Origin of the sequence: Paenibacillus sp. 1781tsa1 (genome assembly GCF_024159265.1) — a bacterium.
Lineage (GTDB): Bacteria > Bacillota > Bacilli > Paenibacillales > Paenibacillaceae > Paenibacillus.
In genome coordinates, this window is the sequence record NZ_JAMYWY010000001.1 from 4,591,202 (window position 1) to 4,614,736 (window position 23,535).

At 46.9% G+C, this 23,535-nt stretch carries 26 protein-coding genes; 4 read left to right on the forward strand and 22 right to left on the reverse strand.

All coding sequences use genetic code 11. The annotated features are described in order from the left end of the window. Positions 1 to 113: 113 nt before the first annotated feature. From accC to spoIIIAA, 10 genes are all read right to left on the reverse strand, one after another. On the reverse strand, positions 114 to 1,457 hold the full coding sequence (gene accC, locus NKT06_RS20735; protein WP_249913463.1) for an acetyl-CoA carboxylase biotin carboxylase subunit: 1,344 nt from the start codon (positions 1,455 to 1,457) through the stop codon (positions 114 to 116). A 55-nt stretch (positions 1,458 to 1,512) separates the two neighbouring features. Next, entirely contained in the window at positions 1,513 to 1,977 is a 465-nt protein-coding gene (accB, locus tag NKT06_RS20740; protein ID WP_253438811.1) for an acetyl-CoA carboxylase biotin carboxyl carrier protein, read from the reverse strand. Between the two features lie 139 nt (positions 1,978 to 2,116). Beyond that, entirely contained in the window at positions 2,117 to 2,935 is an 819-nt protein-coding gene (locus NKT06_RS20745; RefSeq protein ID WP_253438813.1) for a SpoIIIAH-like family protein, read from the reverse strand. A gap of 66 nt (positions 2,936 to 3,001) precedes the next feature. Next, the gene (gene spoIIIAG, locus NKT06_RS20750; RefSeq protein ID WP_253438815.1) at positions 3,002 to 3,640 is read right to left on the reverse strand and encodes a stage III sporulation protein AG; all 639 of its coding nucleotides are present in this window, start codon (positions 3,638 to 3,640) and stop codon (positions 3,002 to 3,004) included. Between the two features lie 15 nt (positions 3,641 to 3,655). After that, entirely contained in the window at positions 3,656 to 4,486 is an 831-nt protein-coding gene (gene spoIIIAF, locus NKT06_RS20755; RefSeq protein WP_253438817.1) for a stage III sporulation protein AF, read from the reverse strand. Between the two features lie 31 nt (positions 4,487 to 4,517). After that, on the reverse strand, positions 4,518 to 5,708 hold the full coding sequence (gene spoIIIAE / locus NKT06_RS20760; RefSeq protein ID WP_253438819.1) for a stage III sporulation protein AE: 1,191 nt from the start codon (positions 5,706 to 5,708) through the stop codon (positions 4,518 to 4,520). A 20-nt stretch (positions 5,709 to 5,728) separates the two neighbouring features. Beyond that, positions 5,729 to 6,118, reverse strand: coding sequence for a stage III sporulation protein AD (gene spoIIIAD / locus NKT06_RS20765; protein ID WP_017687586.1), 390 nt, complete (start codon positions 6,116 to 6,118; stop codon positions 5,729 to 5,731). Positions 6,119 to 6,150: 32 nt separating this feature from the next. Beyond that, positions 6,151 to 6,354, reverse strand: coding sequence for a stage III sporulation protein AC (gene spoIIIAC, locus NKT06_RS20770; RefSeq protein WP_017687585.1), 204 nt, complete (start codon positions 6,352 to 6,354; stop codon positions 6,151 to 6,153). Positions 6,355 to 6,383: 29 nt separating this feature from the next. Then, positions 6,384 to 6,902, reverse strand: coding sequence for a stage III sporulation protein SpoIIIAB (gene spoIIIAB, locus NKT06_RS20775; RefSeq protein ID WP_145322639.1), 519 nt, complete (start codon positions 6,900 to 6,902; stop codon positions 6,384 to 6,386). Then, positions 6,895 to 7,899: a stage III sporulation protein AA gene (gene spoIIIAA / locus NKT06_RS20780; protein ID WP_253438822.1), complete on the reverse strand. Its 1,005-nt coding sequence runs from the start codon at positions 7,897 to 7,899 to the stop codon at positions 6,895 to 6,897. The genes spoIIIAB and spoIIIAA overlap by 8 nt, the downstream gene beginning before the upstream one ends. A 263-nt stretch (positions 7,900 to 8,162) precedes the next feature. Between spoIIIAA and NKT06_RS20785 the strand changes: the two genes are divergently transcribed. Beyond that, positions 8,163 to 8,912 carry a 2-phosphosulfolactate phosphatase gene (locus NKT06_RS20785; RefSeq protein ID WP_253438824.1) on the forward strand — a complete coding sequence of 250 codons (750 nt, stop codon included), beginning with the start codon at positions 8,163 to 8,165 and terminating at the stop codon, positions 8,910 to 8,912. Positions 8,913 to 8,998: 86 nt separating this feature from the next. Here NKT06_RS20785 and NKT06_RS20790 read toward each other — a convergent pair whose 3' ends face one another. The 5 genes from NKT06_RS20790 to NKT06_RS20810 form a co-directional block, all read right to left on the reverse strand. Beyond that, complete coding sequence (locus NKT06_RS20790; protein ID WP_253438826.1) at positions 8,999 to 10,252, reverse strand: aspartate kinase; 1,254 nt, start codon at positions 10,250 to 10,252, stop codon at positions 8,999 to 9,001. A gap of 191 nt (positions 10,253 to 10,443) precedes the next feature. Next, complete coding sequence (efp, locus tag NKT06_RS20795) at positions 10,444 to 11,001, reverse strand: elongation factor P (RefSeq protein WP_017687580.1); 558 nt, start codon at positions 10,999 to 11,001, stop codon at positions 10,444 to 10,446. Positions 11,002 to 11,290: 289 nt separating this feature from the next. After that, on the reverse strand, positions 11,291 to 12,364 hold the full coding sequence (locus NKT06_RS20800) for a M24 family metallopeptidase (RefSeq protein WP_253438828.1): 1,074 nt from the start codon (positions 12,362 to 12,364) through the stop codon (positions 11,291 to 11,293). Positions 12,365 to 12,403: 39 nt separating this feature from the next. Further along, the gene (gene aroQ, locus NKT06_RS20805; RefSeq protein ID WP_253438830.1) at positions 12,404 to 12,847 is read right to left on the reverse strand and encodes a type II 3-dehydroquinate dehydratase; all 444 of its coding nucleotides are present in this window, start codon (positions 12,845 to 12,847) and stop codon (positions 12,404 to 12,406) included. Between the two features lie 76 nt (positions 12,848 to 12,923). Continuing rightward, positions 12,924 to 13,502: a YqhR family membrane protein gene (locus NKT06_RS20810; protein WP_253438832.1), complete on the reverse strand. Its 579-nt coding sequence runs from the start codon at positions 13,500 to 13,502 to the stop codon at positions 12,924 to 12,926. A gap of 212 nt (positions 13,503 to 13,714) precedes the next feature. On the opposite strand from NKT06_RS20810, the gene NKT06_RS20815 reads away from it, so the two are divergent. Together NKT06_RS20815 and NKT06_RS20820 are read left to right on the forward strand one after the other, a co-directional pair. Beyond that, on the forward strand, positions 13,715 to 14,707 hold the full coding sequence (locus NKT06_RS20815) for a DUF1385 domain-containing protein (RefSeq protein ID WP_062835280.1): 993 nt from the start codon (positions 13,715 to 13,717) through the stop codon (positions 14,705 to 14,707). Between the two features lie 5 nt (positions 14,708 to 14,712). Then, on the forward strand, positions 14,713 to 15,045 hold the full coding sequence (locus NKT06_RS20820) for a hypothetical protein (RefSeq protein ID WP_253438834.1): 333 nt from the start codon (positions 14,713 to 14,715) through the stop codon (positions 15,043 to 15,045). A 59-nt stretch (positions 15,046 to 15,104) separates the two neighbouring features. Here the strand turns inward: NKT06_RS20820 and NKT06_RS20825 are convergent, their stop codons facing one another. The 3 genes from NKT06_RS20825 to mntR all read right to left on the reverse strand — a co-directional run bounded on the left by NKT06_RS20825 (position 15,105) and on the right by mntR (position 18,446). Then, positions 15,105 to 16,106 carry a patatin-like phospholipase family protein gene (locus NKT06_RS20825; RefSeq protein WP_253438837.1) on the reverse strand — a complete coding sequence of 334 codons (1,002 nt, stop codon included), beginning with the start codon at positions 16,104 to 16,106 and terminating at the stop codon, positions 15,105 to 15,107. Between the two features lie 89 nt (positions 16,107 to 16,195). After that, a complete protein-coding gene (locus tag NKT06_RS20830; RefSeq protein WP_253438839.1) occupies positions 16,196 to 17,806 on the reverse strand; it encodes a family 10 glycosylhydrolase in 1,611 nt (536 codons plus the stop codon). Positions 17,807 to 18,017: 211 nt separating this feature from the next. Continuing rightward, a complete protein-coding gene (gene mntR, locus NKT06_RS20835) occupies positions 18,018 to 18,446 on the reverse strand; it encodes a transcriptional regulator MntR (protein ID WP_062835284.1) in 429 nt (142 codons plus the stop codon). Between the two features lie 191 nt (positions 18,447 to 18,637). Between mntR and splB the strand changes: the two genes are divergently transcribed. Continuing rightward, positions 18,638 to 19,708, forward strand: coding sequence for a spore photoproduct lyase (splB, locus tag NKT06_RS20840; RefSeq protein ID WP_253438841.1), 1,071 nt, complete (start codon positions 18,638 to 18,640; stop codon positions 19,706 to 19,708). A 155-nt stretch (positions 19,709 to 19,863) separates the two neighbouring features. Here splB and NKT06_RS20845 read toward each other — a convergent pair whose 3' ends face one another. From NKT06_RS20845 to NKT06_RS20860, 4 genes are all read right to left on the reverse strand, one after another. Continuing rightward, positions 19,864 to 20,577, reverse strand: coding sequence for a cytochrome c biogenesis CcdA family protein (locus tag NKT06_RS20845; RefSeq protein ID WP_253438843.1), 714 nt, complete (start codon positions 20,575 to 20,577; stop codon positions 19,864 to 19,866). Between the two features lie 49 nt (positions 20,578 to 20,626). Further along, complete coding sequence (locus NKT06_RS20850; RefSeq protein ID WP_017687569.1) at positions 20,627 to 21,430, reverse strand: metal ABC transporter permease; 804 nt, start codon at positions 21,428 to 21,430, stop codon at positions 20,627 to 20,629. Positions 21,431 to 21,482: 52 nt separating this feature from the next. Then, on the reverse strand, positions 21,483 to 22,241 hold the full coding sequence (locus tag NKT06_RS20855) for a metal ABC transporter ATP-binding protein (RefSeq protein ID WP_091018152.1): 759 nt from the start codon (positions 22,239 to 22,241) through the stop codon (positions 21,483 to 21,485). A gap of 99 nt (positions 22,242 to 22,340) precedes the next feature. Next, positions 22,341 to 23,390, reverse strand: a complete 1,050-nt coding sequence (locus NKT06_RS20860) for a metal ABC transporter substrate-binding protein (RefSeq protein ID WP_483311581.1) — start codon at positions 23,388 to 23,390, stop codon at positions 22,341 to 22,343. Between the last annotated feature and the right edge of the window lie 145 nt (positions 23,391 to 23,535).

Below are 23,535 nucleotides of genomic sequence, written 5' to 3' on the forward strand. Positions count from 1 at the left end.
CTCCTGCAAACATCCGCGAGATGCGGGCTTATCCTTTGCAGGAGACATGCGCTCTTATTATTACATACTATATCATTTGGGCTACATTATGACAAACAAGCCCAATATACCTTTTAAATCTCGTTTTCCTCAAGAAATTTGATATCAAAGTCACCACGAATGAACGTTGGGTGCTCCAGCAATTTCTGATGGAAAGGAATAGTTGTAGAGATGCCTTCAATCGCAAATTCCCCAAGCGCACGCTTCATCTTTGCAATCGCCTCTTCACGATTCGCTCCCCACACAATCAATTTCGCGATCATGGAGTCGTAGAAAGGTGAAATGGTATAACCAGGATAAGCAGCACTATCTACACGAACACCAGGGCCTCCCGGTGCAAGGTAGAATCCGATTTTGCCTGGTGATGGCATAAAGTTACGGTCCGGATCTTCGGCATTGATACGACATTCAATAGCCCAGCCATTGATAACCACGTCTTCCTGACGGAATGAAAGTGGATTGCCTTCAGCGACCGAGATCATCTCACGGATCAGATCCACGCCAGTAACCATCTCAGTTACCGGGTGCTCTACCTGAATACGTGTATTCATCTCCATGAAATAGAATTCGCCATTCGGGCTGAGCAGGAACTCCAATGTGCCAGCACCCGAGTAATCCACAGCAAGGGCTGCCCGTACTGCGGCTTCGCCCATCAGTGTGCGCACATCTTCGGAGAGAATCGGACACGGAGCTTCTTCTACCAATTTCTGGCGACGACGCTGAACCGAGCAATCACGCTCTCCCAAATGTGCTGCATTTCCGTGTTTATCGGCAATGATCTGAATTTCCACGTGTTTCATGCCTGTCAGGAATTTCTCCAGATACACACCTGCATTACCAAATGCCTTTTGCGCTTCCTGCTGAGCAGCGGTAATTTGCTTAATCAGCGTCTCTTCATCTTCGGCAATACGAATTCCCTTACCTCCGCCACCAGCAGTAGCTTTGATAATGATAGGATATCCGATATCTCTAGCAATCATGATGGCTTCATCCATATTTTCAACGAGGCCGTCTGAACCAGGAATAACAGGCACTCCAGCATCTTTCATCGTCTGTTTGGCAACTGCCTTGTCACCCATTTTGGTGATGGCCTCAGGAGAAGGTCCAATAAACGTAATATTGCAAGACTCACAAATTTCTGCAAAGTCAGCATTCTCCGCCAAAAAACCGTATCCAGGGTGGATTGCATCACATTCCGTCAGCGTAGCTACACTCATCAGGTTAGTGAAGTTCAAATAACTGTCCTTGGACAGTGTCGGTCCGATACAGTAAGCCTCATCTGCAAGACGAACATGCAGAGAATCCTTGTCCGCTTCCGAATAGACGGCTACCGTTGAGATGCCGATTTCGCGGCAGGCACGAATAATACGTACCGCAATCTCTCCACGGTTCGCAATCAGTATTTTTTGAAATTTCATTTCGTTTTGTCCTCCTTCGAAGCTCATGCGGTTAGCTGTTAACCAGCTATAACGGTTATTCCGGTTTCACCAGGAAAAGGGGCTGCCCATACTCGACCAGCTGTCCGTTCTCAACCAGCACTTCAACGATTTCTCCCTTGATGTCAGCATCAAGCTCGTTCATCAGCTTCATGGCTTCGATGATACATACCGTTGTTTTCTCAACAACTTTATCACCTGCGCTCACAAAAGGACCCGATTCCGGCGAGGAAGCTCTGTAAAAAGTACCTACCATCGGAGATACAATTTTATGTAAATGACTTGTAGTATCGACCTGCGGTGCAGCTTCACTTACCACTGCTGCCGGCTGTACTTGCGGAGCAGCGATCATTTGCGGTTGCACAGCAGCTGCTTGAACATACTCCGTTTTGCCCGGTTTGCGGATCGATAACCGTGATCCTTCATTTTCAATTTCCAACTCTTGAACGGAACTTTCATCTACCAGTTTAATCAGTTCTTTAATTTCACTCAATTTAAACATTTCCATTATTCACTCCTTCGGCATCATGCCAGTCTCACTAGGACGGTCATATGGCTTTATGTATTATATCATAATCATTAAAAATGGAAAGAGCCCGAGAGTGGAACCAGCTCCCGGGACTGCTTTTCCATGATTTGGATTACTGCTCTGTAACGTATTGCACGCTGATTTTGTTCTGTGAAACGGCCAATTCTTTCATTACCAGATCGACAATGGATACCGCCTGTTTTACATCCAGTTTGTCACTAAGGACCACAACTTTATACTTGTCTGCGTCTTCTTGAACGATCGCATTGGCAAACTGTTGGGAGAGAGTCTCCTCAATGCCTGTGATTTTGGCTTCTTTTTCTTCCAGTGTACGGAGCTGCTCCGTTGCTTTAGCATTCTCCTCTGGTGTTTTACTCAAGTCGCCTGCCACAGTCATCAGTTCCTCATACTTGCGATTGTTGCTCTCTTCACGCTGCCATTGGTAGTTCTGGAACTGGCTGCTCGCAGATGCTGTCGTATTCTGCTCTTCCATCTCCTTGAGGACTTCCTCATCAGTCTTGGTTGCAGTGCCCCCAGCCTGACCATCTGTCTCCGGTGTGGTTGCTGCCCCTTTGTCGGTCTCTTTGCCTGCTTCACCCTTATTCTCTCCCGGCTCGGCAGCAGGTGTTTTCTCTGTATTTCCAGCTTCTTTGCCTTCCGTAGCCGCCGGTTCTTCCACAGCGCCAGCCGGACTTGGATCACTTTCAACTTCGCCGCTACTTACTACTTCATTCACAACCAATCCTTCTGTAGGATCAAGAATGCCTGCCGTCTCCTTCGCTTCCCCTTGCTTGATTCCATCGACTTGCTGACTGTCAGCCACCGGCGCGTTGATTGGACCGGAATCTTCAGTGAACAGATAATACGCGGACAAAATGACCATCAGACTCAGCATGGAAACGAGCCATACCGTTTGACGTTTGTTATTCATTAGAACTTCCTCCTCAAATTGGCTTCAATCTTATGAGAATTGAATCTTGTGATTCAACAAATCAAATTAGTCTTGTTTGCGCGGTACAACCGAGATCCGGTAGGCTGCCACATTCAGTCCTTTTTCTACAGCATCGGTTATCAGGTCCTTCACAACCTTGTTCTCTGCACCCCTCGCCACCACAAGCACACCACGGATCTGCGGTTTGAGCTTTTTGGTTACTATAGGTGTCTGATCCCCTGATATTTCGTACGTAATAATCTCGCCATCACGGGTATATTGCGTCATATGTCGTTTGCCCCCGCTGGCATCCGTTTCTTCGGTAAGTTGCTGAGAATCCTTCACGTTCCGCTGAACGACCAGTTCTTCTGTGGAATCCACGGTAACCATCACATCAACCGTCCCCACACCAACAATGTTTTCCAACACACCTTTGATTTTGTCTTCAAATGCAATTTCGATCGCCTGAAAAGGATTCTGTTCGGACGGATCACTCTGTATGGATGCCATGGATGTTGCCGGGTCCGGTGGTTCCCGACCGATATTTTCGGAATCAATTTTTTTGACATTGACGAAGGAGTTGAACAGCATGATTCCCACCCCGATCAACCCAAGGATAATCAGCCAGCGGAAGGTTTGACTCCGCCTTGCCCCACCCTCTCCGCCCCCCATCCAGGTCTCCATCTTTCTAAACCATTGTTTCATCGGACACCCTCCTTCTCACAGAACTTCAGCACTTTTCGGTTCTTTCACTTGTATTTTGTTTGCATCAACATCCCACTTATCAGACAGCAATGTAATAATCTGTACCGCATGTTCGGACCTTGTGGATGTCTCACCTTGCTGCTTAGTCTCATCTGCCTGATCACGTATAACAGGCTCGGAAGACGCTTCATTTCCATCACGTTGCCCGTTACTCACATCAATCTGTACATCAGGCACTTCAACCTGACCGATCTGGATGGGCTGCTGTATTTGAGATGATTCAGCCTTGTCGGTTGCTGTGTCTGTTCCGAATATGGGTTCTGTATTTGCAGCGACTTCTTGCTGCGTAGCCTTCACTTCGCTTCCTGCATCCTCTCCTGCCATCTCGACCAACACACGCTGGATCACAGGCAGTTCGACGGATGAGGCAGCTTCCATCTCGGTTTCATATTTACTCATTGCTAGCTGTACCTCTACGGATCGAACCCTCGCTCCTGTTGTTTCTTCAATCTGGCCTTTCATGACATTAGCCAGTTCTTTCGCTGTCCATTGCAGGGATTGTTCCTGTTCACCCGCTTGCAGCCGCTTGCCCTGAGCCAAAATCTGTTCGAGTGTTGCATTCCCATCCGATGGAGCATCCATTGCCGACATTGCTCGTTTCAGTTCGCCAACCGGATCACTTTTGAGCAGCTTGGTTATGGGTGATAAAAGGGTCAGCAGGATGAGAAGGCTCAGCACAAGCTTGACATAACGTTCCATGGATCGATTCGGCAATAACATATCCACGAAAGTCGCCAGCAGAACGATCATTATCAATTCCTGGAGCCAGTTGCTCAGCCACCCCATCCTTTCCATCCCCTTTCTTGCCAACATACATTCAGCGCATCATGACAGTCAGATTCCCCGCGGTCAGCAGGATGGTAATTGCCAGGAAAAACATCAGCCCGACGGCTGCGAGCGCCGCAAATACGTAAATCATGCTCTTGCCGATGGCCTGCAGGCATCCTACAATCGGAGTGTCTCCTAGCGGTTGCATAATGGCTCCGGTTACGTTGTATATCAAGGCAAGAGCCAGGATCTTAAGTGCCGGAAAGGCACATAGAAACAAAATGATGATTACCCCAGTGAGTCCAATTGCATTTTTGACAAGTAGAGAAGCTGTAATGACCGTATCCGTCGCATCCGCAAATGTTCTGCCCACGACAGGGACAAAGTTTCCTGCGATGTACTTGGCGGCCTTCAGGCTGACTCCATCCGCTACGGAGCCCGATGCCCCCTGAACCGAGATCACACCCAAAAACATCGTCAGCAGGATACCCAGCAGTGCCACACTAATATTGCGCAGGAGGTCTGCCAGCTGTGTCAGCTTGTACTTGTCAGACAATGAACTGACGAGATGCAGAACAGCTGAGAAGAAGAGTAGCGGGAATACCAGCAAGTGAATCAATGTACTCACCAGATGAATCATGAAAATGATGAGTGGATGTGTCACGGAGACGGTGATGACATTACCCATAGACGCGAGCAGTGTGAATAACAAGGGAACCATGGCCATCATGAAGTTGATCATGCCGGTAATGGCATCCTTGGCGTATCCAATCGCCACACTGAAGCTGTTGATTGCAATGATGATGATGACCATATAACAGATGGAATAAGCGATTTTGCTAATATTATTTTTCTCAAATGCGGTCTGAAGAGTCTCCAGAATCATGCTGAGCACGCTTAACATCACAATCGTCACCAGAAGCTTGCCATTATATAAGATTTCATGCAGCATGAAGGTTCCTATGGCTACAAACACCGATTTCAGGCTGAACCCTTCATTGCCGGGGATTAACATATCCATGAAGGAAGGGGTCTTCCCATCCGGGAAGAAACCACCGTATTGTTGCATCAGTTGATCCCAGTATTTCTCCACCTGATCCTTGGGAAGCTGATCCGCCTGCTGCTCCATCCACTCACCGGAAGGTGCGCTTGCAGTAACCTGTCCCAGGATACCGAACAGAAAACAGAGCATCAGCACAACCGTAAGGCGCCACTGCGGCTTATGATGCATTGATTTCATATGAAGTCCGCACGCCCCTTCTACACCGGCATCAGCTTCATGACGGTTTCGATAATAATGCTGATGATCGGTATAGCAAGTACAAGGATCAATACCTTACCAGCCAGTTCAATCTTGGAAGCAATGCTCTCCTGACCTGCATCCCTGACAATCTGCGCGCCGAATTCAGCAATGTACGCTATGCCAATAATTTTCAGCACCGTTTTCAGATAAATGCTTTCCATGCCTGAATTCTCGGCAAGCCGCTTCAACACTTCGATAACTGCACCGATCTTGCCAATCAACAACATGAAGATGACAATGCCGGTCGCAGCTGCAATCAGAAAGGCAAACATCGGTTTCTGTTCCTTAATGACCAGAATGAGTACTGTTGCAATGAGCGCCAAACCTACAACTTGTATAATTTCCACAGGTCACCACCATCCGGCTTTATGACCGTTTTTCATTGAAAAAGAAATATCGATTTGATCTCTTGTAGCAGGCTGTCCAGCATACGGACCACCATGAACAATACAACGACAAATCCGATTACGGTCACCCAGTGAGCCATATCTTCCTTTCCCATTTGTTTCAGTACCGTGTGAATCATGGCAATAATGATTCCGATACCCGCAATTTGAAAGATTGCGTTCACTTCTAGATTCATGACCTTGGCACCTCACTATCCCGGCTATTTCAGAAGATCAGAATGACGATTAACGCTCCGACAAGCATCCCGAGGCTTCGGCTCATTCGTTCATATTTCATTTGATCTGCCTGGGCACGGGATTCCTCATGCATTAGTTGTTGAATGGCTAACGATATATGTTTGGTCTGATCCTGACGGTCACTTGTGCCAAGGCTGAAGCTTAATTGCAGCATGACTTCCCGCTCGTCAGCCTTCATGGCCGATCTTCCCCATGCTAGATCCACGCCTGACTGCAGACTTTCCCGAGCAGTGAGTCCATGGGGAGGTTCCATCTGTGTGGCTGCATGAAGGAACAGCGTCTTAACAGGTTCTTTGGTCTGGGCTCCCATCTTGCCCATGGCATCGGGAAGGGGAGTGAGCCCATAGTTAATCTCCGTCATTAGTCGCTGGAGGGCTGCAATGAGTTCTCGCAACTGTCTCGGTCTTAATGCATACTGTCTTGCCTTGTAAAAACCCGCGAGGGTGCTGGCTAACAGAATGATTACCGCACCAAGCATGTTAACCAAAGCCTTCACCTCCTGCACCGCTCTGCTGCAACCCACGCATTTTGCCATCAGCCAGCCGAAAGGTCATGCCCCGGCTCGTCCGTTGCAGCTGGACATATCGTTGAAACATCTGCTCTGTAATTAAGGTTCTGAGGGCGGGTCTGGCCGACAGCTCCGATAGGTCACGGCCATGAGCAGTCGCGATTACAGAGACTCCTGCATGCAGGGCTTCCATCACTGCCTCAGCATCCTCCGGACGGCCGATCTCGTCCACAATCAGGACATCGGGCGACATGGAGCGAAGCATCATCATCATGCCCTCAGCCTTCGGACAACCGTCCATCACATCGGTTCGGGGACCTACGTCGAAGCCAGGTACTCCTTTGTAGCTACCAGCAATTTCGGACCTTTCATCCACAATGCCCACTTTCAGACGCGGACGTATGCCTTGAACCAGTTCAGTGCCCCCTGTAAGCTTTGTACCACTGCTAATTTGTCTCGCCAGATCTCGCAGCAATGTCGTCTTTCCTTGTTGTGGTGGCGAAAGGATTAACGTGTGCAGGACCTGTCCGCTCTTCATATCGAGAAGATAAGGAAGGATACGATCAGCCACTCCATGTACCTCACGGGCTATCCGAACGTTAAACCCGTTGATGTCGCGCAGGTATTCGACACGCCCACCGCTTAGTACCGTCCGGCCAGCAAGTCCGATTCGATGTCCGCCAGGTATGGTGATAAACCCTTTGCGCAGTTCCTCTTCCAATGTATAAAGTGAATGATTACTGATCAGATCCAGCAACCTGTGCGTCACTTCTTTCTGAGGGACATACGCTTCTTCAGGATTCCCGGTCGGACAACCTTGAGGTGTCAGGAAGTGGTATGTGTTGTCTGCATTAATCTCCAGGGGTCTGCCTTCACGAATACGTACTTCCTCCACTTGTTCCAATAGAGCGGGTGGCATCCTTCCGAGAATGGTTCGGATCGGTTCCGGAAAAAGTTCCTTCCAGTTCACCTTCATGAGTAGGCTCCTCCAACCTTGAGATCATTTGGTTCACGCTTCTGGCGCTTGTTCATATCTCAAGTTTATGCCTGTACATTTAATTTATGACGCTGAAATCTATCAATTCTTCAGAATACGGTTGAGAGTTGAAAGCATAGATCCACCTTCTGTTCTAGGCACCCGTCTAGATGTGCATGCATATATTAATTGCAGATAGGTAAGTTCCATTCCGGTTCGAAACAGAACTACCGATCCCCAGATACAGAAAGGAGCTGTGGGGAGTGCGAGTCGATGTTGTTGCCAATGTGAATGAAGTACGTACCATTGATATTGCAGGGCGAAGTGCAGTTGTCATTGATGTATTGTGTACGACCAGTACAATTGTTACGGCTCTGGCGTATGACGCTTCGGCTGTGATTGCCGTAGAGACGGTTCCACAAGCCAAACAAATGGAAGTGAAAGATTGCATTCGAGGCGGAGAGCGTTTTGACAAAAAAATCACCGGATTTGAGGTGGGGAATTCCCCCTATGAATATATGACCGCAGGCATTGCAGATAAAACCATTATTCTAACCACAACCGATGGTACCCGAGCTTTGATCAAGGCTTCCAAGGGGAAACATGTATTCGCTGGTTCATTCCTCAATGTGCAGGCTGTTGCGGCAGTTCTATGTGAACTTCAACGGGATGTATTGCTGTTATGTGCGGGGAACCAGGATGAATTTGCTTTGGAGGACGGCTTGTGTGCTGGATGTATCATTGACGAACTGCACCGTCAATCCTGTTCTCCCCTCCAACTAAACGATCTCGGCACAGTGCTTCATCAAGCCGTATCCCAAAGTCAGGAGAGCATTCCGGATCTGGTGCAAAGATCTGTTAGTGGGCGGAGGCTTGAAAAGTTAGGCAGAGTTCATGATATTTCGTATTGTTCTCAATTAAACCTGCTGGATTGCGTTCCCGAGATGGGGGAGGGGAACCGCATGCAACCATACAGAGGCATACGCGGGGGGAAGATGTTCAAGTTGATGTGAGAATTACTATGAGAAAAACAAAAAAAGGTGGACAGATGCCCGTTGGCAACTGTTCACCTTTGCTAATTTCCATACACAGAAACACCTTATCTGCGATCTTGAGGTCCGCCGATAACGGCTTGCTCGGCAGTGTCGAGATCATATGCTGTATGCAATGCCTTGATGACGTCATGCAGCTTATCTCCGTCAATAACACAAGATACTTTGATCTCGGAAGTGCTCACCATTTTGATGCTCACGCCTTCAGCGGAAATGACTTTGAACATCTTCGCAGCAACTCCCGGATGACTGACCATGCCTGCGCCAACAATGGAGATTTTAACGAGGTTCTCCTCTGATGTGACTTCACGGTAAGGCAAACGGCTGTGAAGGCCTTCAATGACACGTAATGCGTTCTCACGATCAGACAGCGCCACAGAGAACGAGAAGTCCGCTTTGCCATCCATCACTCCGCTCTGAACGATAATGTCCACATCCAGCTGATTGGACGCAAGTGCACCAAATACTTCGGCCAGAACTCCTGGTACATCCGGCACACCCAGAATACTGATGCGAGCCACATTTTTGTCATAGGCAATACCACTAACCACTACGCCTTGTTCCATTGCTGCTTCCTCCTTCACAACCGTTCCTTCATTATGGTTAAAGCTGGATCTTACAATCAAAGGTACACCGGAATGCTTCGCGTACTCTACTGCACGCGGATGCAGTACCGCTGCCCCCAAATTAGCGAGTTCCAGCATTTCGTCATACGATATTTCCTTCAGCTTGCGCGCAACCTTAACGATCCGCGGGTCCGTAGAATATATTCCGTCTACATCCGTATAGATCTCACACGCATCAGCCTTGATTGCTGCGGCCAGCGCTACCGCTGTTGTATCCGAACCACCACGACCCAATGTTGTGATCTCGCCGTCTTCCGTCATGCCCTGGAATCCTGCAACAATAACAATGTTGCCCTCAGCAAGTGCTGCATTCACACGGTCTGGATGAATATCATGAATACGTGCTTTTCCGTGAACCGGCTCTGTACGGAAACCCGCTTGCCAGCCTGTAAACGATACTGCCTTGCGCCCAAGCGCTTGAATAGCCATGGATAACAAAGAGATCGAAATCTGTTCTCCTGTGGTTAAGAGCATATCCATCTCACGAGCAGGCAGCTCACTATTCAGTTGTTTTGCCTGATCAATCAAATCATCTGTTGTATCCCCCATGGCCGAAACCACGACTACACACCGATGTCCTTCATCCGCTTTTTCTACAACACGTCCGGCTACACGCTTCATGCGTTCTGTATCTCCGACCGAGCTGCCCCCAAATTTCATGACGTACAATGACAACGCAAATCCACTCCCTACCTTGTGCAGTATGCATAATTGATGTCCATCGTCATTATTCTCTACGAGAAATGACTTTAACCCAGTATATTACGAAAGCGCCTGATAGGCTAATCTTTTTTCGAAAAAAACCCTCTGCCAAAGGAATGGCAAAGGGTTGTTAATACCGTTTATTAGCTTACAGCTTGTGAAAGTTACGCACGGGAAGAGTATTTGCCTTCACGTGTGTCAATCAGGAGAACGTCACCTTCGTTAATGAACAAAGGAACCTGTACGTTCAAGCCTGTTTCCACTTTTGCATTTTTGGTAGCGCCTTGTGCAGTGTTACCTTTAACACTTGGCTCAGTCTCGATGACTTTCAACTCAACGCTTGTTGGCAAGTCGATTCCGAGGATTTCACCTTGGTAGCTAACGATTTTAACGACCATGTTTTCTTTCAGGAAGTTCAATTCCCATTCCAGTTGATCACTAGTCAATGTGAACTGATCATAAGTTTCGTTATCCATGAACGTGTGCTCTGTACCGCTCGCATACAAGTAGGATACGCCACGGTTTTCGATGATGGCACGGCCAATGGTTTCGCCTGCACGGAATGTTTTTTCAACCGTGTTACCATTACGCAGGTTTTTCAATTTGGAACGTACGAAAGCAGCACCTTTACCTGGTTTAACGTGTTGGAAATCAAGCACGGTATAGATATCGTTGTCTACTTGCACGGTCAAGCCTGTTTTAAAATCGTTTACTGAAATCACAAAAAATCCCTCCTGATATGGTTGAAAAGTAGGTGATATAAGACGATGGGTTAATGTTATATGTAAAATGAATCCAAGAAAGGCCACCTCGTTCACTTCGATTGCAGTACCATCCTCCGATCGCTGTTATCCCCAGATTTTTTGATCCCATTATTGATGGGAAAATCCGGTGATAAAGGCGAACGCTTCGCTTCTTCAGATTGGTTCCGCACTCTCCGTTAAGGTGAATTTCATATTTTCAATTTAAATAACACATTAAAAATCGTCTTATATCCCTTGTGGCTGTAATTTAGCCGATTACGGTGAACTTCTTGTCCGACTTCGTGAGAATATGAATACCCGTCTCGGTAATCACTACGTCATCCTCGATACGCACGCCGCCAAGTCCGTCAATATATATACCCGGTTCAACGGTAACAACCATACCCGGTTTCAATACATCGTCGCTAAGCTTGGACAAGCGAGGAGCTTCATGAACTTCCATACCCAGACCGTGGCCTGTGCTGTGTCCGAATTGATCTCCGTATCCGTGACCTGCAATGATATCACGAGCCAATGCATCTGCTTCCCGTCCGGTCATGCCCGGTTTCAGGTTCTCCAGCGTATGTAACTGAGCTTCCAGTACAATGTCATAAATTTTGCGCAGTTCAGGTACAGGTGTACCTGTAGCAATGGTACGTGTCAGATCTGAACAGTATCCGTCCAATAGTGCACCAAAGTCAAATGTAATTAACTCATTTTGCCCGATGACCTTGCTGCTCGCTACACCGTGAGGCATAGCAGAACGTTCACCCGATGCTACAATGGTGTCAAACGAAGAGGACGTTGCTCCATGTTTGCGCATGAAAAACTCCATCTCCAGATCCACTTCACGCTCCGTCATGCCTGGTTTTGCAAACTGTAAAACGTGGCTGAACGTGGCATCCGCCAGATCTGCTGCTCTCTGCATGACCGCGATCTCGTCTACATCCTTGAACATGCGAAGTTGTTCCACGATCCCGGATACAGCTTTCAGTTCAATAGACTGAAGTGCTTCAGCATAAGCCGAGTGCGTGCCGAATGTAACACTATCCTGCTCGAAGCCTACTTCTTTGATATTCGCGGATGAAAGCAGTTCGCGCACCGTATCCATCGGCTTAGCTCCGTGCTCCACAACGGTGAATCCTTTGGCTTGCTGAGGCGCTTGAGCCATGTAACGGAAATCAGTCAACAAGAAAGCATCCTGTTCCGTAATCAGCACATATCCCGCCGATCCTGTAAAACCCGTCATATAACGACGGTTAATCGGGTTTGTAATCAGCATTGCTCTGAGTTCACGCTCACGCATGGCTTCACGCAATTTATTAACTCGTTTGTTTTCCATCGGTAACCCTTCTTTCTCTCACATTCCCGGGTTCCCGGCTCAGGTTTGTTTGTCCAGATGACGCACAAGAGCCAGCAATCCCAGTTCATAGCTTACTTCACCAAATCCGGCAATCTGCCCGATTGTTTCCGTTGCAATTACTGAATGATGTCTGAACGCTTCGCGTGCATGAATGTTGGATAGATGTACTTCCACTGTAGGGACTTTTACAGCATTGATTGCATCACGTATAGCATAGCTATAATGAGTAAATGCTCCGGCATTCAATATCAGTCCGTCTGCTTCACCCATCGCTGCATGAATACGGTCAATGATATCCCCTTCATGGTTCGATTGATAAAAAGCGATGGAGACGCCAAGTTCATCAGCCTGTCTGCGAATTTTGTCCTCAATATCCTTCAGACTAAGCGTTCCATAGATGCCTGGCTCGCGTACGCCAAGCATGTTCAGGTTCGGACCATTGATCACAATAATTCGTTTCATCGCTGCTCCACCCTCTCTGCAAATAACCATCTGCTATTTTAACACAGGCATTGCCGGATTGAGAAGCTTTTTTGCGCTATGCCCCCGCTTCCTCTGGCTCGCGTTTGCGTTCATCCGTGTACTCCATGGCTACCGTGTATCCAATGAACAGCCCCCATAGCAAAAAGAAGCAGAGTTCCGTGATGATGGAATCCCATGTTAAACCTTTCAAAGGCTTCATCATCCCCAGTTTTGGTCCGACCAGTACAAAGAGAATCAGCCACCAGACAATTCCATACACCATGCCGGGTAACGGCCCTTTCAATTTTCTAATCGTGAACGTGTAGAGCAAGGAAGCCAGGACGGAAAAGACAATAAAAAACAGCCAGCCTGTCAAATGCCCTGCTGCGGTATATATATATTGATGTTTGAAAAAAGGCTCTGCGAGAAATCCTACAGGCACAATCGTAAAATGCAGCAGGTAGAATAGCCAGTGTAACCCTCCCCAGATTAGACCTGCAAAGAAACCAAGCTCCAATGCAAAGGAAAATGGCTTGGTATAGTAGTGCGCTTGATCTTGCCTCTGGGTAGGGCGCCTGCCCCTGTCTTTTAGCTGCCGTTCTTTAGGTCGTTGACCTTCAGGAGGTGATGTATCTTCATGCTTACGTTCTGTCATCGATATTCTCCTTCATTCAGTTGATAATCCCGGATTATGCCCGAATTTCCTGTCTGATTCTACGAGGTAGTATGTTCAAAACAGGACAATCTTAACAACATCCTTCAAGGTTTGACTCACAAACTAGAAATTGGTCTTAAAATTCGATACAATAGGGTTATTAAACTGCCTTTGTTTGCGAAGGCCTAGAACAGAATAGGAAGGTGAATAATTTGCCTCAACAATCCAAGCCTGTCAGCTATGGGGGGCAAGCTGTCATTGAAGGCGTAATGTTCGGTGGGAAACATGTCAACGTTACAGCTGTTCGTAGAAAAGACGGCGAAATTACGTATCTGGAAGTTCCCAAGCAAGACAAGTCCTGGGTCACGAAATTGCGGCGGATTCCTTTATTACGCGGAATTGTCAGCATTATAGATTCAAGTGTCAAAGGTAGCAGACATCTCAATTATTCTGCTGACGCCTATGCTGATGATGAACTGGAACCGGAAGAGAAAGCCAAGCAAAAAGAGAAAGAAGGTTCGGGCTGGAGCCTTAGCATGATCATTGGTGTAACCGCCGTAGCCATCCTTTCATTCCTTTTTGGTAAAGTTGTGCTCACGTTGCTTCCTGTTGTTATCGAGAATTTTCTATTCAAAAATGCATTCGACAATCAGTTTTTGCATAATTTACTGGAAGGCGGCATTAAGCTGATCCTGTTACTCGCCTATCTGTGGTTAATCTCACAGACGCCGATGATTAAACGTCTCTTCCAGTATCATGGAGCGGAACACAAAGTAATCAGCGCACATGAAGCTGGTGAAGAACTGACACCGGAGAACGTGCAAAAGTACAGCCGTTTGCACTACCGCTGCGGAAGCAGCTTCATTATGTTGACTGTCATTATTGGCGTGTTTCTATACTCTCTCTTCACGTACGATAACCTCTGGGAGCGGATGGGTCAGCGTCTGTTGTTATTGCCAGTTGTGCTAGGCATTTCTTTTGAACTGTTAAAGCTCACGAATTCGGTACGCGATATTCCTGTACTGCGTTATCTCGGCTATCCGGGATTGTGGCTGCAATTGCTAACAACAAAAGAACCGACCAACGAACAGGTAGAAGTATCCATTGCTTCGTTTAACCGTATGCGTGAGTTGGATGCCAAGCTTGCCAATGTCTCTGCTACATCAGAAGTACCTGTTGCAACACTCGATCCTGTGAAAGGGTGAATGATATGAACAAGCAGGCAATCTTATTTTGGACGTTCATTGCACTAGCTGCTGTTGGAGTCTTGACTTGGCTGGGAAATGCTAGTCCATCCAGGATCATTATTCCTCTGGTCGTGTTCGGAGCTGTATTCCTGCTGTACAAATATCCGCCTCGTCGCTGGGCAAGCAAAGCCAAATTACCAAAGATTAAGCCATCGGCACGAACCATGGCGAAAGTCAATGCACAGTCCAGTGCCAGAAAGAGCAGCGGCTCTTCAAAGAAACGCAAGGATTATCCTTTCCAGGTAATTCAGGGACAAAAGGGTAAAAGCGATGAAGATATACCGAAATTTCACTAAAAGTTACTGAATATACAAAAAAGCAGTTCTCCCAATGCGGAGAATTGCTTTTTTCACGTTTATACAGGAATCAGAGGCGGAGCTTCTGCTTGTTTCTTGCGCAATTCTTTTCTTTGTTTGTCCAGCTGTTCATCATACATTTTCATATTCCACCCGTTGAAAAATTCGCTCCCTGCGGTAACACCCGAACGATATAAGGCCGTGCTGTCCTGTAACGATAAATGAAATTGCGTCGGTTTAATCCCAAGCGTTGGTATCTTCACGGTACGAAACCGGTTAATCTGTTCGATGTAGCGTTCATCATGTGCTGTGAGCATCGTCTCCACAAGGGCCTGAAGCATGCTTAGCGGTCCTTTGATCCGAGCAGGTTCCACTTCCGTCTTGCCCACCATTTTGAACCCGACAACCGGAATAACATCTCCCCCTCGTTCCGAACGATCACCATCGAAGAGCCACAGCGGAAAATTACTAAGCAGTCCACCATCCACTACATACACGAACTGATCTTGAAAAGGAAGTCCTTTGGAGAATACTGGCGATTTACGTATGACAACCGGATCGAAAAAATACGGAATACTGCAACTCATGCGTACCGCTTTTGCAACATCCAGCTTGGCAGGATCAATGCCGAACCGCCGAATATCGTCCGGCAACACCAGGATGGTCCCATTGGATATGTCCGATGCGGTAATAAGCAACTTGCCTTGCGGCAAGTCGGCGAATGTGCGAATTCCTTTTTGCTCCAGCATCTTACGAATCCATGATTCTAGCGCTTCTCCTGAGTACAGTCCTTTCTTCAAGAACAGCCTTGCTGCGGGTCCGATCCATCGGGTATTAAATATGGGGGAACGACGCAGCAATGAAACAAAGGGTGTATTCTCGATAATGACTTTCATCTCTTCGGCCCGGTAACCCGCCGCTAGCAGAGCAGCTACAATAGAGCCGGATGATGTGCCAGCCACCCGATTGAACTGAATGCCACAATCTTGAGCACCCTGCACAGCACCCGCAAGCGAGATGCCTTTGACGCCTCCACCTTCAAACACCGCGTTAATTAACACAACAAAACCCCCGTTCTCCAGGCAGCCACGTTTCTACTGCCACTCTATGAGAACAAGGGTTTGTCTTATAACTGTATCGTTAAAATGTTTTAGAGACCATAGTACGCTTTTAATTTGGCAATTATGCCGAGAGGATTCTTCGTCAGGTGTTGTGAACTAAAGAAAATATCTCCTTTGATCGAACCATACTTTTTGTTGTAGTTCAACTGATCGATGATCTCCTGTGATGTCTGCCAGCCAATCTCCGGTGTACCTAACTTATAAGGAGAGTGGCCGATATACAATTTCACATTTGTATTAGCCACTTCATTCGCCCACCAGTCTACGACTTTGTCGTAACGTGCAGCACTCAGGGTCATGCTCCAATACACCTGAGGGGCAACATAGTCGATCCATTCCTGATTAATCCAAGTCCGAACATCTGCATTCATGCTGTCATACGCGGTTACTCCCGCTTTGGTATCAGAGCCAGTCAGATCAACGGATTTGTTACGCCATACACCAAATGGACTAATCCCATATTCAACGTTAGCTTTCTCCCTGTGAATGCTCTGTCCGAGCTGCTTGACGAACTGATTAATATTGTCCCGACGCCATTCAGCACGGTCTTTGGTATTCAATGTGTTATAGGTTTTGAAGGCTGCATCATCATTAAAAGTCACATTCGATGGATAGAAATAATCATCCAGGTGTACACCATCAATATCATATTGATTGACCACTTCCATGATCGTATCGATAATATGCTGTCTGGCTTCCGGGATGCCCGGGTTGATGTACATTTTACCGGATGCATTCACAATCCAGTCGGGATGAAGCTTGGAGATGTGGTTTGCAGCCAGGTTCGTTGTACTCGCTGAGTTGGTCGCTCTAAACGGATTAAACCAGGCATGGAACTCCAGGCCCCGCTTGTGAGCTTCCTCAATCATAAAGGCGAGGGGATCATAACCTGGATCTTTACCCTGTGTCCCTGTCAGCACACTGTTCCAAGGTACCAGACCTGAAGGATAGATGGCATCCCCGTTGGCTCTCACTTGGACAAATACGGCGTTAATGCCCATCCCTTGTAATGTATCAAGCTGTTTCGTGTATTCCTGCTTTTGCTTCTCTACATTTCCCTTCGCCCCGGATGAAGGCCAGTCTCCATTCACAGTAGAGATCCATGCTCCCCGCATCTCTTCAGATGCCGGTACAGTGCCTGTGCCTCCAGGCTCTGCCGGGGTTACCGGAGTTGGTTCAGGTGTCGGTGTTGAAACGTCTCCTGTGTACAAATCAATGGTCTGGGCTGATTGGTTCCAATTCACCCGAATGCCAAGGTTCTCACTGACAAATCGAATGGGTACCATTACCCGACCCTGTTTCAATTCTACCGATGCATCCAGACCAACTACAGCGTTATCCACGGTCGCCTGTTGGCGTCCACTCGTCATCGTGATGACCGAATCGGACTTCTGGATGGTCACGGTACGAGTAGCTTGAGACCATAGAACAGATGCACCCAGTCCTTCACTAATGACACGCAGAGGTACCATCGTTACATTTAACTTGGGTAAGATGTATGGTGATACATCTGATTCCAAGCGGTTGCCGTCCAGAAAAATAGCAATCTCCTTCTGTCCGGCTGCTTGTGCCGTCATGCCTGCTGTCTGTAATCCAAGTACAAAAATGAGCAGCAGCATCAATCCTTTACGAACATTCATTAGTGCAGTCCTCCAAAATCATTATAAATTTGCGGTAAATTCTACTAGTTTAATAGACGCTCCTACCGTCCGTTTAGTTGCGAAAAATCACCAAATTATGGTGTCAAACCAAACAAAAAAATGCTTCCTGCCATTAAAACGGCAAGAAGCATCCTTTGATCACAGGATACAAATTCATTGTATATTACTTTGTTTAATGTACTGCTGGAACTCAAGACTCCGTATTACTCATGACGTCCTGAAGATTTTTGAGGTCACGTAACCGACTCTCATCCTGACGGAAGTATTCAACCAAGGACTCAATACATGTAATGGAGTCCCAGCTTAGGTGATGTTCAATGCCTTCCACATCATTGTAGATATTTTCTTCCTGAACACCAATCGTTGTTAAAAATTGTTCAAGCAGATGATGGCGCTCCATCAAACGTTTGCCCATCTTTTTGCCTTTTGGCGTAAGCACCAGTCCGCGGTACTTCTCATAGATCAGGTACTCGTCTTTGTCCAGCTTTTGGATCATCTTCGTCACCGATGAAGGATGCACTTCCAGTCCTTCAGCTATATCAGACACACGAGCATAGCCCTTTTCATCAATTAATTTGTATATACGCTCCAAATAATCTTCCATACTGGGCGTTGGCATCTGCTTCCCTCTTTTCTCTCTGACCGGCCCCTATTCGTGCCTGGTCCCTATCTTATAATGATACATGTTATCAATACGCATTGGCAAGTCCTGCACATTTCGCAGCGCACGGTACACAAGTAATTGGCAGGCGTGACTTTTCACCGTACGAGGCAAACTAATTAAAGTTCCGCATCGAAAGGAGTGATTTCGTGAGTACAAGTGTAGCTCAACCGCCAGTTCGCAAAGCAAAAGGTACTAAACCCTTTATTCCCGATTTGGTGTACTTTGAACCCGGTGCGCTGGAATATGATAAAGGTAAACGTATTATGGAGTGGGTGACTTCCAAAAACATCCCTTATCAGATGACCACATCGCATAACCGGATCACGAATCTGCCAGGTGAAACCGAACAAGAAAAGTACCGGATGGCGAAGCGTACTCTGGTCGTTGGTGTGCGCAAAACACTCAAGTTCGACCAGTCGAAACCTTCAGCGGAATATGCCATCCCTATCTCTACAGGCTGTATGGGACACTGCCATTATTGTTATCTTCAAACTACACTTGGTGCCAAACCTTATGTCCGCGTCTACGTCAATACCGAGGAGATCATTCAGGCTGCAAAAGGATACATCGAAGAACGCGCGCCAGAAATCACACGATTTGAAGCCGCCTGTACGTCTGATCCCGTAGGACTCGAGCATATCACGGAGAATTTAAGTGACTTGATCCGTTTTATGGCAGATGAAGAATACGGACGCTTGCGCTTCGTAACCAAATATCATCACGTTGATCCTCTGCTGAACATTAAGCATAACGGCCACACCCGTATCCGGTTTAGTGTCAATTCGGATTATGTCATCAAAAACTTTGAACCGGCTACCTCCAGATTTGAGGAACGCATAGAAGCTGCTGGCAAAATTGCACACGCAGGTTACCCTCTCGGCTTCATTATCGCTCCTATTATGTGGTATGAGGGCTGGGAAGAAGGATATTCCGAGTTGTTGCAGAAGCTGGCAGATACGCTTCCAGAGGAAGCAACCAAGGATCTTACGTTTGAAATGATCCAGCACCGTTTTACCAAAACGGCCAAAGCGACCATTGAAAAGCGTTATCCTAAAACCAAGCTGGAGATGGATATCGAGAAACGCAAGATGAAATGGGGCCGCTGGGGCCAGTACAAGTATGTGTATAAAGATGACCAGCAAGATGCGCTACGCGAATTCATTACGGAACGGATCTTTGAACATTTTCCACTAGCCAATATTGATTACTTCACCTAAACGAAAAAACGGTACTGCCCTGCACGAATAGTGATGCTTGTATAAGCATTCCTACCAAACGATTAAAAAGCAGGTTACATGACCCAGAGTAACTCTGGTTAACATGTAGCCTGCTTTATCATGCATAATAAAAAATCTAATTTCACTTAATCCGTTTAAATAATCATCCAGTCTGGTGTAATCTGCTGCAACCAGATTGTAATCTTTGTCATCTGGTCTGTAAAAAGCAATATTCCAAGGAATAGCATCAATGCTCCCCCGATTTTCATCATAACATTGGAATACCGTAAGATCCAGCGTGTCGAACCAATGAAAAACGCCAAAATGAAGAACGGGATGGCAAACCCCGCAGTATAACCTGTAATTAGTGCCAGCCAGGTTGTGGGCTCACTCGCAGCCATTGCAATAATCGCTGTTAGAATGGGCCCAATACAAGGCGACCATCCTGCTGAGAAACCGATACCAAATATGAAAGAGCCCAGATAACCAGCTGGTTTCCACTTCATATCCAGCTTTCGTTCCTTCATTAGAAACTGCGGCTTGAACACACCTAGCAAAAATAAGCCCATAAGCATAATCAAAATCGCAGACAATTGCCGAATCAGTTCGCGGTTATCATTGAAGAATTGGCCAAACAGTCCAGCACCCAGGCCCAATGAATAAAACACAGCCGAGAAGCCCAGAATAAACGCCAGCGTGTGCGTCATGGTCTTAAAGCGGACTTCTCGCTGATTGCGGTCATCCTTCAATTGTTGCACCGTCATTCCTGTAATGTAGGAGAGGTATGACGGGTACAGTGGAAGACAACAAGGTGATATAAATGAGACCAAACCTGCTACAAAAGCCATCCATACATTAACATCAGGCATGAAGCGGATGTCTCCCTTCCCCGGGCTCACGTGCTTGCTCGTTCAGTCGTCAGGCTCGGAACCCTTTTTTTCCAATCATCGTCAGAATCAGCATCATGATCAGCAATAATACGATCGTTGCTCCAGGTGCGAGGTTCCAGATGCCTGCAACAACCAGTCCAAGGACTACGGCAATTTCACCGATCACGACGGACAGAATTATCGCGGATTTGAAACTTCGGGCCATCAACAGGCTGACCGCTACTGGAATGGTCAATAGCGCTGACACCAGAAGTGCACCGACAATCTTGATCGCCGTACTAATAACGAGTGCTGTCATCACAGTAATTAACATGTTCAGAATTCTCACAGGCAATCCTGTAACCGCTGCTGCATCTTCCTCAAAGCTGAGCAGGAAAAATTCCTTATGTAACAATGCCACTACAATCACCACGATCAGCGTAACCACACCTACCAGCTTCAGATCCGTAGCGTCTAAGGTATATATACTGCCGAACAAATAACTCATGACATCTGCATTATATCCTTTGCCCAGCGTGAAGAACAAGGATGCAAGAGCCACGCCACCCGACATGATAATGGCAATCGATAATTCGGCGTAACTCTTGTACGCTTTGCGCAATTTCTCTATCGCAAATGAAGCCAGCACGGCAAATATCAAGCCTACCGCAATGGGATATACTTCAATCAGGAATCCAAGTGCAACCCCGGCAATGGTCACATGAGACAAGGTGTCTCCGATCATGGATAACCGCCGCAAGACCAGGAACAGTCCGATTAACGGAGCGGTAATGCCGATTAGCAACCCACCCGCCAGCGCACGCTGAAAAAAATCACTCATTAATATTTCCAAAACAAACACGACTCCTTCGGCCTTACTCTAATCTAATGGGCCATAAATACGGCTAGCGTACCTGTGCAGTGGTATGTTGCAGATTGGTCTCAGCACAATCCTGTACCTCATGCGAATGACGGACATGAAAATTAATTTTGCCATTCGTTACCGCAGCTTCAGAACCCAGATAACTCTCCATCCGATCCATATCATGAGACACCATCAGAAAAGTCATGCGGTGATGTTCATGCATATGGGTAATCAGTTCAAAGAAACTCGCCTGTGATTCAGCATCAATACCTACTGTGGGTTCATCCAGAATCAACAGATCCGGGTGATTGATAAGCGCTCGTGCCAAAAATACACGCTGCTGCTGTCCACCGGACAATTGACCAATTCGTTTATTCGCCAGATCTTCAATCCGCATAACCTGCATCGCATCCGTACATTGTTGCTGACATTTGCGAGACATACGACGGAACATGTTTTTGTTATTGTACAAACCGGACATGACCACTTCACGAACGGTCGCAGGGAATAACGGGTTAAATGCATTCTTTTGTGGCACATATCCAATTCGGTCCCAGTCCTTGAACCTGCGAATCGACTGTCCGAATAGTTTGATATCTCCCTGCGCAGGAGGAAGAAGTCCTACCAGCATACGCAGCAATGTCGTTTTACCCGCCCCATTGGAACCGATAATCCCGACAAAGTCCCGTTCCTGGGCCATAAAATCGAGATTCTCAATCACTCGCTGATCCCCATAGGAAAATGATAGTTTCTCGATCTCTATAATTGGATCATGACATAGTGGCATGATTTGCTGCATGGCAAAGCCGCCCTTCATTATATATAAGGATTGCATAGCGTCCTAAGAGCCTTCACCGCAAACGGTAAAGACTCTTTGATCTGAATCCTTCATTCTATCTTATTTTAATGCGATCAGCAGATTTTGCAAATTTTTCTCCATCAGGGTGAAATAATCATCCCCGTTGGTTGCCTGCTCCTTGGTCAATCCCTCAACCGGATTAAGGACCATGGTCTCCACTCCTGCTTCACTTGCCAGTGTTTTCGCCAATTTGTCAGATACCAGCTCTTCGAAGAAAATGTACTTAATGCCTTCATCTTTAACCAGTTTCGCAAGTTTCACAATATCCTGCCCTGTCGGTTCAGCATCCGGGGAAAGTCCCATAATGGCATGCTGGGATAGTCCATAATCACGCGCAAGGTAGCCGAACGCTTGGTGCGAGACAACAATTTCCTTGTTTGGCACTTTAGCCAATTCATCTGTAAAATGCTGATCCAGCGTCTCAAGCTTGGTACGAAGCTCTTCATAACGTTGTTCGTAACCTGCTGTGTGATCAGGATCTGCCTCGACCAGACTGTTTTTGATGTTTTCAGCCATGATCATAGCAGATTTCGGACTAACCCACGTATGTGGATCAATATGATGATCAGCGACATCTTCTTCACTGGTAGCCTCATCTGCATGTTCGTCTTCATGCTCTTCGCCGTGACCGTGCCCATCGTCACCCTCAGCGGTCAACAGCTTCACACCTTCGCTGACGGCAACAGACTTCACCTTTGTATCGCTATTCAGCGACTTCAGGAAATTCGGCACCCATCCTTCCAGTCCAGCTCCATTATAGAAAAACAGCTGTGCCTTGGACGTATTAACAATATCCTGACTTTTTGGAGTCCAGTCATGTGGTTCTACTCCTGTTGGCAGCAGGTTAATGACATTGGCATCTTCACCACCAATTGCAGCCGTAAAAGCATATACAGGATAAAATGTCGTCACAACGTTTACCTTACCTTCCACAATCGTCGCACTATTGGAGTTATCCTGCCCACACGCAGACAATACCAGTAAACTGAGAATAAGAAAACCCGTCCACAGTAACTTCATGTTGCCTCTTTTGCTCGTCTTCCTTGTCCGGTTATCCGGAACTTGATGTTGCATTTTATAAAATGTCATTATGATTCACTCCGCATCTCTTAATCGTAAACATTACTGAAAGAATTATAGGTAACCTGACCCTACTTGTCAAGCTATCCCGTCCTATTCATTCTTTCCTGAAGTACGGAGTTATAACAGTATATGCTTGTTCTCTTCCAGTCAG

Bases quoted from the DNA above. Each gene is read 5' to 3' on its own strand.
- spoIIIAC (WP_017687585.1), bottom strand. From the start codon at position 6,354: ATGAATCTAGAAGTGAACGCAATCTTTCAAATTGCGGGTATCGGAATC.
- spoIIIAF (WP_253438817.1), bottom strand. From the start codon at position 4,486: ATGGGGTGGCTGAGCAACTGGCTCCAGGAATTGATAATGATCGTTCTG.
- spoIIIAG (WP_253438815.1), bottom strand. From the start codon at position 3,640: ATGAAACAATGGTTTAGAAAGATGGAGACCTGGATGGGGGGCGGAGAG.
- accB (WP_253438811.1), bottom strand. From the start codon at position 1,977: ATGTTTAAATTGAGTGAAATTAAAGAACTGATTAAACTGGTAGATGAA.
- NKT06_RS20810 (WP_253438832.1), bottom strand. From the start codon at position 13,502: ATGACAGAACGTAAGCATGAAGATACATCACCTCCTGAAGGTCAACGA.
- NKT06_RS20830 (WP_253438839.1), bottom strand. From the start codon at position 17,806: ATGAATGTTCGTAAAGGATTGATGCTGCTGCTCATTTTTGTACTTGGA.
- accC (WP_249913463.1), bottom strand. From the start codon at position 1,457: ATGAAATTTCAAAAAATACTGATTGCGAACCGTGGAGAGATTGCGGTA.
- NKT06_RS20845 (WP_253438843.1), bottom strand. From the start codon at position 20,577: ATGCCTGATGTTAATGTATGGATGGCTTTTGTAGCAGGTTTGGTCTCA.
- NKT06_RS20860 (WP_483311581.1), bottom strand. From the start codon at position 23,390: ATGACATTTTATAAAATGCAACATCAAGTTCCGGATAACCGGACAAGG.
- NKT06_RS20820 (WP_253438834.1), top strand. From the start codon at position 14,713: ATGAACAAGCAGGCAATCTTATTTTGGACGTTCATTGCACTAGCTGCT.
- spoIIIAE (WP_253438819.1), bottom strand. From the start codon at position 5,708: ATGAAATCAATGCATCATAAGCCGCAGTGGCGCCTTACGGTTGTGCTG.
- NKT06_RS20745 (WP_253438813.1), bottom strand. From the start codon at position 2,935: ATGAATAACAAACGTCAAACGGTATGGCTCGTTTCCATGCTGAGTCTG.
- mntR (WP_062835284.1), bottom strand. From the start codon at position 18,446: ATGCCAACGCCCAGTATGGAAGATTATTTGGAGCGTATATACAAATTA.
- NKT06_RS20855 (WP_091018152.1), bottom strand. From the start codon at position 22,241: ATGCAGCAAATCATGCCACTATGTCATGATCCAATTATAGAGATCGAG.
- spoIIIAA (WP_253438822.1), bottom strand. From the start codon at position 7,899: ATGAAGGTGAACTGGAAGGAACTTTTTCCGGAACCGATCCGAACCATT.
- aroQ (WP_253438830.1), bottom strand. From the start codon at position 12,847: ATGAAACGAATTATTGTGATCAATGGTCCGAACCTGAACATGCTTGGC.
- NKT06_RS20800 (WP_253438828.1), bottom strand. From the start codon at position 12,364: ATGGAAAACAAACGAGTTAATAAATTGCGTGAAGCCATGCGTGAGCGT.